Annotated in this window: 8 protein-coding genes; 6 read left to right on the top strand and 2 right to left on the bottom strand. The window is 66.2% G+C overall.

Translation table 11 applies throughout. From position 1 onward, the window contains the following. Positions 1–91 precede the first annotated feature (91 nt). From ACYPYD_RS26605 to ACYPYD_RS26585, 5 genes are all read left to right on the top strand, one after another. Positions 92–667: an RNA polymerase sigma factor gene (locus ACYPYD_RS26605; protein WP_459666703.1), complete on the top strand. Its 576-nt coding sequence runs from the start codon at positions 92–94 to the stop codon at positions 665–667. Continuing rightward, the gene (locus ACYPYD_RS26600) at positions 654–1,628 is read left to right on the top strand and encodes a FecR family protein (protein WP_459666700.1); all 975 of its coding nucleotides are present in this window, start codon (positions 654–656) and stop codon (positions 1,626–1,628) included. The genes ACYPYD_RS26605 and ACYPYD_RS26600 overlap by 14 nt, the downstream gene beginning before the upstream one ends. A gap of 85 nt (positions 1,629–1,713) precedes the next feature. After that, positions 1,714–4,674: a TonB-dependent receptor gene (locus ACYPYD_RS26595; RefSeq protein WP_459666696.1), complete on the top strand. Its 2,961-nt coding sequence runs from the start codon at positions 1,714–1,716 to the stop codon at positions 4,672–4,674. Positions 4,675–4,685: 11 nt separating this feature from the next. Then, entirely contained in the window at positions 4,686–5,873 is a 1,188-nt protein-coding gene (locus ACYPYD_RS26590) for an SGNH/GDSL hydrolase family protein (protein ID WP_459666694.1), read from the top strand. Continuing rightward, positions 5,870–7,942, top strand: a complete 2,073-nt coding sequence (locus ACYPYD_RS26585) for a glycoside hydrolase domain-containing protein (RefSeq protein ID WP_459666691.1) — start codon at positions 5,870–5,872, stop codon at positions 7,940–7,942. The genes ACYPYD_RS26590 and ACYPYD_RS26585 overlap by 4 nt, the downstream gene beginning before the upstream one ends. An 88-nt stretch (positions 7,943–8,030) precedes the next feature. Here the strand turns inward: ACYPYD_RS26585 and ACYPYD_RS26580 are convergent, their stop codons facing one another. Beyond that, the gene (locus ACYPYD_RS26580) at positions 8,031–8,957 is read right to left on the bottom strand and encodes a serine hydrolase domain-containing protein (RefSeq protein WP_459666688.1); all 927 of its coding nucleotides are present in this window, start codon (positions 8,955–8,957) and stop codon (positions 8,031–8,033) included. A gap of 131 nt (positions 8,958–9,088) precedes the next feature. After that, positions 9,089–9,763, bottom strand: coding sequence for a GntR family transcriptional regulator (locus ACYPYD_RS26575; protein ID WP_459666852.1), 675 nt, complete (start codon positions 9,761–9,763; stop codon positions 9,089–9,091). A 227-nt stretch (positions 9,764–9,990) separates the two neighbouring features. Here ACYPYD_RS26575 and ACYPYD_RS26570 point away from each other — a divergent pair. Then, positions 9,991–12,336 (top strand): TonB-dependent receptor (locus tag ACYPYD_RS26570; RefSeq protein WP_459666686.1); only part of this gene is annotated, 2,346 nt, incomplete at its 3' end.

The raw sequence follows: 12,336 nt of genomic DNA, 5'->3' as shown, positions 1-12,336 counted from the left end.
TTTTTGCAGATCGTCGTGGCTGTATCGGAACTGTCATCGAGAGCCGATAGTCGCTGCTGCGATGTCCTTTTCCCGAGAACGCGCTGCCTGGTTGGGACGCAATGTCTTCCCGCACGAAGCTGCCTTGCGGCAGTGGCTGAGCGCGCGCGCCGCTTCGGCAGGGCTGGAAGTCGATGACGTGGTACAGGAGACTTACGCGATTCTCGCTTCGATCGAGCATGTCGACCACATCCGCAACGCGCGCACTTATATGTTCGAGGTCGCCAAGTCGGTCGTCCTGCAATCCCTGCGCCGGGCCAGGATCGTGACGATCGACGTCCAGGCGAACGCGCAAGCCCTCGACATTCCGGAGGACGCGCCCAGCCCGGAGCGGGTCGTCGCGGACCGGCAGGAACTCTCGCAGGTATCCGCCGCGATCGCGGCCCTGCCAGATCGTTGCCGCGAGGTTTTCACCTTGCGCAAGATCCACGGGCTCAGCCAGCGGCAGGTAGCCGACACGCTGGGCATCGCGCAAAGCACCGTCGAGAAACACATGGTCAAGGCGCTGGCGATCCTGACGAATACAATCGGGCGTGGCGGAAATGGGCGCAATGCGGCATCTAGTCCGCGTGACCAGCGAAACGACAGCGAGACCGGTGAACAATCCCGACAGCGTGAACGCGCTTGACGAGCGCGCCGCGCAATGGGCCTTGCGCGTGGATGCAGGAACGCTGGATTCCGAAGACGAGGCGGAACTCGACGCCTGGGTCGCCGCCGACCCGCGCCACGCGGGCGCCTTCGCGCGGGCCATGGCCGCCAACGCCTATTTCGATCGTGCGGTCGCGCTGGGCGTCGACCGGGAGATTCCGGAGCACGAACCCTCGACGCCGCTGGACACGTCCGTTGCCCCGGCGCGCCGCGCCGCCAGCAGGCGACTGTGGCTGGGCGGGGCCGCAGGCGCTATCGCTGCATCGCTGCTGGCGGCGGTCGGATTGAACCGCCTGACCGGCAGCACGACGCTGACGGCGGACAAGGGCACCGTGCGCCGCACCGCTCTGCAGGACGGTTCGGCGGTGACGCTCAACGCCGGAACCGAGGTGTCGGTGGCGATGCAGCCGCTCGAGCGGCGGATTGCCATGTCGGCGGGAGAGGCCAACTTCGACGTGGCCAAAGACCCCGCGCGGCCGTTCATCGTCGAGGCGGGCGCCGTGCGCATCCGGGTGATCGGCACCAGCTTCCTCGTGCACTTGTCCGACATCGGCGATGTCGCGGTCACAGTGCGCGAAGGGCGCGTGGAAGTGCGGACCGGCACTTCGCCGCCCGTCCTGCTTGCCGCCGGGGACCGCATCGCCCTTCCGGCCCACGGCCCGATCGTGCGCGAGCAGCTTTCGGCGGGCGAAGTCGACCGGCTAGGCCTGTGGCAGCGCGGCGAAATGGACCTGACCGGCCTGACCCTCGCAGACGCGGCCAGGCAGTATGCGCGCTATTCCGACCGGCACATCGTGATCGAGGATCCGCGGGTGGCGCAGCTCAAGGTCGCGGGCATTTTCTCCACCAGCGATCCGGCGGGTTTCGCGCAGGCTGCCGCGCTGGCGCACGACCTGCGCGTGACGCGCGATGACGACACGATCATCCTCTCCGCAAAATAAAATCGGATCGCAGTGGAGGATCGTCGGCCGGCCCGCATCTAGCCCTCGAAAGCGGCAGATGCGCCGCTGGTGGGGATCGTTACACATGCATTCGAGGTTCGTTTCCGGCTGCGCCATGGCCGTCATCGCCTGCGCCATCGCCAGTCCCGCGCTTGCCCAGGCCAAGCCAGCGCAGGCCAATCCAGCGCAGGCCAATCCAGCGCAGGAGCGCCAGTTCGACATTCCCGCGCAGGCCCTGGCAAGCGCCATCGCCTCGCTGGGACGGCAGGCGCAGGTCCAGATCGTGGCGCCGGGCGAAGGGCTGGACAGGCTGCGCAGCCGCCAGGTCAAGGGCCGCATGGATGCGCGCGCGGCGCTGCGGCTGCTGATCGGCGGCACCGGGCTGGAAATCGCCGCCGACGACGGTGCCCGGATCGTCCTGCGCCGCGTGAAGCTGAGCGAGGCGCGCCCGGCCGTCCCCAGCGATGCCGCCGCCGCGGACGACATCGTCGTCACCGGCTTTCGCGCCAGCCTGAGCACCGCGCGCGACATCAAGCGCAAGTCGGACGCCATCGTCGACGCCGTCGCCGCAGAGGACATCGGCCAGTTGCCCGACAACAGTGCGACCGAGGCGCTGGCACGCCTGCCCGGCGTCCAGGTTTTCCGCAACCGGGGCGAAGGCCAGGCCATCACCATCCGCGGCATCTCCAGCGTGGTGACGATGATCAACGGGCAGGAAGCCTATACCGGCTCGTCGCGCCGGACGCTGCTCAACAGCTACCCGGCCGGGCTGATCCGCTCCATCGAAGTCTACAAGGCGCTGACGCCCGACCTGATCGAGGGCGGGATCGGCGGCGCGGTGGACGTGCAATTGCGCCAGCCGCTCGATTTCAAGAAAGGCATCAGCATCGCCGGGACCGTGCGCGGCAGCTACGACGACCAGGCCGACAAGCCGATGTACAACGGCGACGTGCTGGTCGCCGGCAACTGGGACACCGGCGCGGGCGAGATCGGCGTGATGGTCAACGCCAGCTACACCCGCCGCGACTACTACGAATCCTATCGCGAGAGCCTTGGACCGCAGACCACTGCCGCCGGATACAGCCTGCCGACCGGAATCCTCGCCAAGAACCCCAAGGGCCATTACGAGCGCCCGGTGCTGACCGGCGAGATCCAGTGGCGCCCCGCGTACAACTTCGGGATGTATCTGCGTGCCACCCACGTGACCGACGACAACACTTATACCGACACCGATTTTCAGACCAACATCGCCGCCAACACGGTGCTGCGCGATGTCGAACTGGTGGAGGGCACCAATATCGTCAAGAGCGCCAGCTTCACCGCGACCGCCAATTCGGGCGCCCGTTCCAACCATACGCGCCAGTTGCTCGATACCACCCAGGTCGAATTCGGGGCGGATTTCAAGTCGAGCATCGCCACGCTTACGACCAGCGCGGTCTACACCACTTCACGCGTCGAAACCGACCAGCAGTTGTTCCTGCTCGGGTTCAACCAGGCGCCGACGATCGACGCCACGTTCCAGAGCGACGGCAAGTGGGGCGGCCTGTCCTATTCGTACCCCTCGGTGGACCTTGGGGACATCAACCAGTTCCACGTCCGCGCCTATTCGGACATGCGCGAGCGCCAGAAGGGCAAGGGCCTGCAGTGGCGCACCGACCTGGACCTGGACACCGGGACAGGTTTCTTCCGCTCCTTCAAGACCGGTTTTCGCTATGCCCGGCGCACGGCCGGATACCGCTCGGGGACCAATCTGGTCGACCTGAATTCTCTCAAGCTGTCGATGTCCGCGTTTCCCGGCGGCGCCACGCCGAGCGTGCTGTCGCGCCGTCCCGGCGGGGATGATGCGGCGATCCCCACGGGCTGGGTCGGCTACGATGCGACCTACCTCGACAGCGAAGCGAACGTGATCGCGCTGAACAATTACGTCAGCACGCTCAAGCCCGGCTACTTCACCGACAACGGCCGCCCCGCCTACGATCCGATCAATGCCTTCGACGGCAAGGAACAAAGCTTCGCCGCCTATGGCCAGTTCAAGTACGGCTTCGAACTGGCCGGCATCCCGGTGGACGGCGTCGCAGGCCTGCGCGTCGTGAACACCTGGCTGACCATCGACGGCACCCAGAGCATCCGCGAGAACACCCCGACCACCGGCGGCACGATCACGCGCTTCGAGCCGATCCATGGTCGCCAGAATTACCTCGACGTGGATCCCGCGATCAGCGCGGTCGTGCATTTCACGCCCGCGTTGCAGCTGCGCGGCGCCTGGACGAAGACGTTCAGCCGCCCCGATTTCTCCAACCTCAATCCCACGGTCGCCCTGGTGCAGGTCCAGACCGCTTCGGGCGACTACACGGGCATCGCCACCGCCGGTAATCCGGACCTCAAGCCGGTGCGTTCGACCAACTGGGATCTGTCGCTGGAATACTACTTCGGCCGTACCGGTTCGATATCGCTGGCCGGGTTCTACCGCGACGTGAAGGGCTACATCGTCAAGACGACGGTGGAGGATAACGCGATCCCCGGGGCGCTGGGCACGGTGGACGTGACGAAGTTCGTCAACGCGGGCGATGGCTATATCAAGGGCATCGAAGTAGGCGTGAACACCTTCTTCGATTTCGCACCGGGCGCACTGCGCCACTTTGGAGCCTCGGCGAACTACACCTACATCGAATCCGAACAGGACCTGCCGGCAACGGACGCCACCGCCGCGTTTAAGGGGCAGACGGCGGGCATTTCCAGGCACAGCTACAACGCCAGCCTGTTCTACGACGACGGCCGCTTCCGCGCCAAGGTGGCATGGTCGTGGCGCAGCGACTTCACCCTCAGCTACAACCTTACCGATCCGAGCAAGAACCTGAACTGGTATCCGATCTCGCGGCTGGCCGCCTCGGCGACCTACAACATCAACCGCAATCTCTCGCTGACGGTGGACGGCACCAACCTGCTGAACCGCCCGCAGCGCGCATACTGGGGCAGCAAGGCCTTCACCGACCGCGTCTATTTCGAGGGCCGGGTCTATTCCGCTGCCCTGCGGTTCAAGTTCTGAGGGGCGGGACGATGAAGCAGCTTGCCATAGCCGCCCTGCTCGCCGCCGTCATTGCCGCCCCCGCGTTGGCATCCGCGCCGACTGAATGGGGCGGCGCATGGGGCTATGCCACCTCCCCTGCGACGCGGACGGTCAGCGGCGAGAACCCGGCGGGCACCTATCGCTACCGTATCCGCGCCAGCCAGTCCGGCGATGCGCTGCGACTGGTGCTGACCAACCCGGAAGGCGCGGCGCCGCTGTCCATTGCGGCCATCTCCATCGCGCGCGCCGCGCAAAAGGACGGCTTCGCGCTGGACGAGCCGAGCCGCACCCCCGTCACGCTCGGCGTCACCGCGCCGATCGCCGGCGGGCAGATCGTCGATACGCGCCCGGCGACCCTTGCGGTCCGGGCGGGCGACGACCTGATCGTCGAAATCGTGACCTCGGCCCCCAGCACCACCGTCGCCGGCAATGCCGGCTTCCCGGCCGCCTTTGCGCCCGGACCGGTCGATGCGCGCGGCGAACGGTTGGAGGCCGTCAAACTGCGCCCGCTGGTCACGCAAATGGCGGTCCATGAGCCCGCCGCCGCTTGCACCATCGTGACCCTGGGCGATTCCATCACCGAAGGCGCGCGCGGCACCCGCGCCGACTGGCGCGGATGGCCCGGCGTTCTGGCGCGGCGACTGATCGATCAGGGCGCCGGCAAAGGGTGCGGCGTCGTCAACATGGGCATCAGCGGCAACCGTCTGCTGCGCGCCGGACGCGGCACCGCCGCGATCGAGCGTTTCGAGCGCGATGTGGCCTCGGTGCCGGGCGTCACCCACCTGATCGTTCTGGAAGGGGTGAACGACATCTGGCGCGCCACCCTGCCGGGAGAGCCCCCTGTCGGCCCCGAAGACCTGATCGCCGGATACCGCAAGCTGATCGCCGCCGCTCACGCCAAAGGCATCCGCATCTACGGCGGGACGATCACCCCGGGCTTCGGCTGGAAGGCCTTCACCGTTGAAATGGAGGCCACCCGCCAGGCTGCGAACGCCTGGATCCGCAGCAGCGGCGAATTCGACGCGGTGATCGATTTCGACGCCGCCCTGCGCGATACATCGAACCCGCCGATGGTCGTGCGCGCCTACGATTCCGGCGACCACCTGCATCCCGGCGATGCCGGCTACGAGGCCATGGGCCGAGCCGTCCCGCTCTCTTTGTTTCGGAGCACTCCTTGACGTCGATTTCCTCGTCCGTGCTGGATCGCCAGCGAAACGCCGTTCTTGCCGTATCCTTGGGATTGCTGTCGGCTCCGGTGCCTTGCCTGGCCGACGAAGCCCCGGCGCCCGTCGACATGGTCGATCCCTTCGTCGGCACTGCCGGAGACCACGGGCAGCTGACGCCGGCAGCGACCGGACCGTTCGGGATGGTGCAGCTCTCGCCGGATACCGTTCCTGCCCAGCACGCAGGCTACGACTACGACGCCAATCAGCTCGCCGGCTTCTCGCATACCCGCGCGGTCGGAGTGGGATGCAGCGGCGGCGGCGGCGATCTGCTCGTTTCGGTCGGTTATGCCGGCGAGGCAGGGCCATGGGCCATGGACAAGGCGTCCGAGCAGGCCGGCCCCGGGTGGTACGGCGTCAGCTACGGCGGCGGCGTGCGCGCCGATCTTGCGGCCGTGGGCGCAGTGGGCCTTTCGCGCTTCACCATGCCGCGCGCAGGCACCGTCCGGGTCATCCTCGACCCGCGCCACAGTTACACCAGACGCCGCAGCGCGCAGTGGGAGCGCCGCAAGGCGGGCGACCTGCGCGGCAGCATGTCCGCAGGTACCGTATGCGACCAAGGCGTCTACCATCTCTCGTTCGCAAGTACGCTGCGCCGCAACGGCAAGGCAGTGAAGACCGTGGCCATCCCGCTGGGCAACGACCGGCTCGCCTTCGATCTGCCCGTGACTGCGGGAGATCGCATCGAGCTGCGCACCGGGCTATCCGTGGTCGATACGCGCTCGGCCCGCAAAGTGCTGCAAGCCGGCGTCGCGCGCCTTTCGCTGGAGCAGGTCAAGCAGCGCGCCCGGCAGGAATGGGCGCAGGAACTGGGCCGGGTGCAAGTCCCGGGAAGCGACGAGCGGGCGCGGCTGTTCTACACCCACCTGTTCCGCGTCCTGCAGACTCCGGCGCGGATCGACGATGCGGATGGCCGCTATCGCCGTTCGGACGGCACGCTGCACCATGTCCCACGCGGGCACCACCGCTATGCGGGCTGGGCGGTCTGGGACAATTACCGCACGCAACTGCCGCTGATAGCACTGCTCGATCGCGACCGATCGGCTGACATCGCCGCCTCGCTTGCCGAACTCTACATCGCCGGCAAGGCACAATGGGCCACCCAGCACGAGCCGTTCATCACCGTGCGGACCGAACATGCCGGGGTGGCCCTGCTCGATTTCCGGCGCAAGGGCATCGGCGGCTTCGATGCCGCCGAGGTTCTCCCGCTGATGGTCAAGGAACTGGACGCCCTGCCGAACACGGCGCCGGACCAGCAGATCGAGACGGCCTACGATGCCTGGGCCGCCGCCGAACTCGCGCAGGATCTGGGCGATGAACCGCTGGCGACACGCCTGCGCGAAAGGTCGCTGCGCTATCGCACCACCTGGAAGCGAGAGTTCGAGACCATCGCACCCGACTTCGACATCGTGAAGGCGCGGGGCCTGTACCAGGGCACCTTGTGGCAATATCGCTGGGCGCCGGTGTTCGACCTCGACTGGCTCATCGACGAGCAACTCGGCCGGACGCGGTTCAACCGCGAACTCGATCGCTTCTTCGATGAAGGCCTGTTCAACATGACGAACCAGCCCGACATCCAGGCGCCGTTCCTGTTCGCGCTGAGCGGACAGCCGCAAAAGACGGCGACGCTGATCTACGGCATCCTGAACCGGCCGATCGACCATTGGTACACGAATGCGGGCAAGCGCCCGGCACCATGGCACGGCCGCAGCTTCGCGCTCTCTCCGGGGGGCTATGCTGACGGCATGGACGACGATGCCGGAGGCATGGCCGCATGGTACGTCTGGGCATCGCTCGGCCTTTATCCCGTCACGCCCGGAAAGCCGGAATATCTGATCACCGCCCCGGCTTTCACGAATTCCGTCATTCATCCCCAAGGAGGTGGTCGGATCACGATCGAGCGGGTCAGCAACGACGGCCCGAGCCTCGCGGCACGGTGGAACGGCACCCCCTTGCCGGCAATGAACGTGGATCACCGCTCGATGGTCGCCGGGGGCCGCCTGGAAGTCTTCTCAAAAAAATAGATGCCCAGGGCCTCGCTCCCAGCATCACGGCATGAATATTCGGCCTCGCCGCTGCCTCAAGCTGCTACCCCTGCGCGCACCGGCCGGATCATAATCCAAGCGCCGCCATGATGCGCAACCAGAGTTTCTGGTCGAAATCATTGTCGGCAGCGGCCGCACCTGTCCGCACGACAATCAGGCGCCTGCTAGGAACGATGTAAAGCCGCCGGTCGAGCGCGCCCAAGGCAGCGACCATGTCGGCTGGCGCCGCCGGGACCAGTGGCCCCTCGTTCCTGCCCGAGGCGCGGATCGTATAGGCGCTCCCGTTCAGCCACCACAACCGCCCATAGGCCGGATTGGCCGCCGAGGGCGTCAGCATCGCCTTGAGCCCTGCCTGCGACACCACCCGCCTGCCCTCGGCGCCGATACCACCCTTGAGGATCATCGTACCGAATGCCGCGATATCGCGCGGCGAGGTGACGAGACCGGTGGCATTGCCCACGCCGGCAAGCGCCGGCGGGCGCTGGCGCCATGCGGTGTCCCTCATGCCCGCCGGCTCCGTCAGCCAGTCCCGGGTAATGGCCTCGAGCGGCCGGCCGGATGCCGCCGCCAATATCCGCTTCGTGACGGCGTAGACGGGGGTATTGTAGAAGAACCGTGTCCCTGCGGGCGCGGCATAGGCGAACCGCTCATCCAGTCCCGAACTCATGGTGAGGACGTCGAGCACACGGATGCCCGATTCCTGCCCGGGCGAGGCTTTGGACCATCCCTGACCCAGATAAGCGGAGACGGGCTTTTCAACATCGATGAGCCCCTTGTCGATGGCGATCGCGACCAGCACCGACACGAAGCTTTTCTGTGCCGAGGCGACATCTTCCAGCAGCGCCCCGTCCCCGGAGCGTTCGTAGGCGAAGGAGGCAAAGACCTTGTCCGCAGCCGGTGCGGCCCAGTTCCGCTCGACAACGACGTGGTCGTCCTGGATGACGAGGAAGCCGGTGGTGCGCTGCGCCTGCACGTAATCGACGAGATCGCGCATCGGCCCGGGCGGGACGTCCTTCGCTTCGCCGCCTGAACTTGGTGGAGGTGTCTGCGCGTGCGGGAGGGGGGCTCCGAAGAGCAGGCCGGCCGCCGCAAGCAAGCTCGTGGCCATGGTGCGCACTATCATCGTCATTTTCTCGCCAAGGAAACCGAAGTTCGACCGACCCCGCGGGCAAGCAGGATGCGAGATACCGCGTCCTGCATGAAATTGATGAGCCCGCGTGCCCCTTGAGCCGCCTTTTCGGCATCGCGCGCGACCAGCGCGGCGCGGATATGATGCCAGAAAATGTAAGGGCCGTTGCCGTTCGCGTTGATCGCCAGGGCCACGTAGGAAAAGTGCCAGCGTGTCTTGCGGCGGATGGCTTCGATCATGCGCTGGGCGTCCGCGCTGGCGTTGGCGGTCATGTCGGTGAAGATCGCTTCGCTGATGTCCATGATTTCCTCGGCGGCGGCGCCCTGGTCGGCCGCCAGGAGGAGCCGGTCGATCTTGACCAGCATCTGTTCAATCGCGGCGTCCGAGGCCCGCAGGCAGGCGAAACGGGCAGCCAGTCCGTAAAGCGCCGCCCGCACTTCGTAGAGGTCGAAGACTTCCTCGACCGTGGTTTCCGAGACACGTGCCCCGCGATTCTCTTCCAGCTCGATCAGTCCGTCATCCGCGAGCGTGCGCAGCGCGCGGCGCGCGACCGAACGACCGATGCCGAACTCGCTGCACAGCTTCGCTTCGCGGATCCACTCGCCCGGCGCGATCTCTCTGCGCTGGATGCGCAGGCGCAAGGCCTCGGCGACATGGTCGGCGGTGGGCACCGGGTCAGGCTGGATAGCGTTGATGTTCAAGCAAATATCTTTCTGCGACAGGTATCGGCGCCCTTCGTCGGCCGCCTGAATCTATGGCCGGACCCGGTGCGCTGCAAGTTCGATTGTCCGGATCACAATTAAAAATTGTCGTACAATAAATTTGACATTGTCAGGCGATATGCGGATTACACCTTTAGTCAACTGATTTGGTAGTGAATGTGATGGAACGGGGTGCAATGGGGAATTTGCTCGTCACGACCGCAGGCCTGGCGCTGCTGGCAGGCACGCCGGCATATGCGCAAACCGTCGAGACCGACGCGGCGCAGCAGTCCCAAGGCGGCAACAGCAACGACATCACCGTCACCGCGCGGCGGCGGGAGGAAAGCATCAAGGATGTGCCCGGCACCATCGCGGCGGTCACGGCCGAACAGCTCGAAGCCAAGGGCCCGGTCGTCGGCACCGCAGACCTGCTGAACACGACGCCTGGCGTCCGGTTCAACGATGTCGCCTCCGAAAACCTCGCTGAACTCTCGATCCGCGGATCGGGCACGCAGCGCGCGACCAGCGCGGATTCGGGCGTGGGGCTGTTCGTCAACGGCGCCTATGTCGGCAGCAGCACGCTGGGTGGCCGCAATTTCAAAACGCTCGACTATTTCGACCTGGAACGAGTGGAAGTACTCCAGGGCCCGCAGGGCGGCCTCTATGGACGCAATTCGGAATTCGGCGTCGTCAACATCGTCCTGGCCAAACCCCGGTTCGAGAACTCCGGCTATGTCCGCGACACCTTCACGGCGGAATCGAACCAGAACCGGCTGGCCGCTGTCGTCAACCAACGCCTGAGCGACGATATCGCGGTGCGGATCGGGGCGGAGACTTATGGCCAGTCCAAGGGGTTCTACTATGACCCCACCAACCGCAAGTACTACGACCGGACCAGCGGCTGGACCGCGCGCGGGCAGATCCGCTATCGTTCCGGACCCCTCGACGTCACCCTGCTGCTCGATGCGCAAGACCTCGACCTGCCGAGCTTCGTCAACAGCCTCGTGGTCCCGGGCGGCGGCGTGAACGCCCAGTTGCCACAAGGGTTCACGCAGTCGCGCTTTACCATCCCGCACAGCGGCCAGGACGGCCTGCAGCAGAAGGTCCAGCGGGCGATGCTGCTGGCCGATTACGACCTGGGCTGGGCCAAGCTGACCTCAACGACGATGGGAACACGCTGGCGCTCGAGTCAGCAATTCGCGGCTGCCGTCGACCTCGCGACCGAGATCGCGTTGCAGCAGTCCGGGCAACTCGGCATCTATCCCTTCGGCCAGACGACGACCGACGTGAAGGACCGCACGTTCTACCAGGACCTGCATCTGGCCGGCGATGCCGACGGCGGGCGCCTGACATGGCTGGTAGGCGCGGAAGGCCTTGTCCAGCGCGACACTTATCGCCGTACGGCAGCAACCTCCCCCTGCGTGTTCCGGCTAGGCAGCAGCCTGTGCACCGGGACGCCAACCGAGCCCGTCTGCATCAAGCCGCTCCCGACCTCGACCAACTGCCCCACGCCCTTCCCCAACGCCTTCGGCACCGACAACAACACCCGCCAGCGCGTCAATTCCTTCGCCGCCTATGCTTCGCTGCAATATGCGCTGGGTCCCGTCACGCTGTCCGGCGAAGGGCGTTTCACCCACGATTACAAACGCTCGGCGCTGACCGTCTATTCGCTTTACACGAACCGGGTCGTGGGCACGCCGACGGCATTCTCGTTCAAGGCGGACCAGCCGACCTGGACCTTCACGGCCAGCTACAAGACGCCCGATGCTTCCGACACGCTCCTCTATGCCAAAGTCGGAACCGGCTACCGGGCCGGCGCCGTCAATAACGGCACGTTCAACGACGCCGCGCCCAATCCCTTCGTCGATACGTACGACAACGAAAGCACGGTGAGCTACGAGACCGGCGTGAAGTCGAGCATCCTGGACACCGTCTTCGTGCGGGCCTCGGCCTATCTGTCGCGGACCACCGATGCCATCACCAGCATCAACGACGGCTGCACCGTCACCAATGCCTGCGGCACCGCGCAGCAGATCTTCAACGTCAACGGCGGTACGATCCATGCACGCGGCTTCGAGGTCGCACTCGACGGGCGCTTCGCCGTCGGGACCGGCAGGCTTTCGATCGGCCTCAACGCGGCCAACCAGCGCGCGCGCTTCCACGACGTCCCCACCGACGTCTCGGGCCTGCCGGTCCAGGGTTCGACGGTCGCCCAGATCCCCGACTGGACGATGTCGGCCAGCATCGATTTCAGGCAGCCGATCACCGATGACGTCAAGGGCTTCGTCAACCTGAGCTATTCGGGCCAGCGCGGCGGCGGCCAGGACACGGTAACGATCGCGACGCCCTATATCCCGATGTCCGACTTCGACAACGTCAACGCGCGCGCGGGCGTCGATGTCGGCCAAGTCCAGGTGGCGCTGTTCGTGCGCAACCTCACCGACCAGCAGGTCGAGGTCCTCAAGTTCCAGCAGGCCGGCTATCCGCTTTCGGTCCGCTACAACAAGCCGCGCACGTTCGGCGGCAGCGTCAGCTACCGCTGG

It is taken from the genome of Novosphingobium sp. 11B (genome assembly GCF_054589055.1).
The sequence above is the reverse complement of the archived record's forward strand: the minus strand, read 5'-3'. Positions and strand labels throughout refer to the sequence as shown.

Coding starts and splice junctions, on each gene's coding strand:
- ACYPYD_RS26590 (WP_459666694.1), top strand. CDS start 4,686: ATGAAGCAGCTTGCCATAGCCGCCCTGCTCGCCGCCGTCATTGCCGCC.
- ACYPYD_RS26595 (WP_459666696.1), top strand. CDS start 1,714: ATGCATTCGAGGTTCGTTTCCGGCTGCGCCATGGCCGTCATCGCCTGC.
- ACYPYD_RS26580 (WP_459666688.1), bottom strand. CDS start 8,957: ATGCGCGATCTCGTCGATTACGTGCAGGCGCAGCGCACCACCGGCTTC.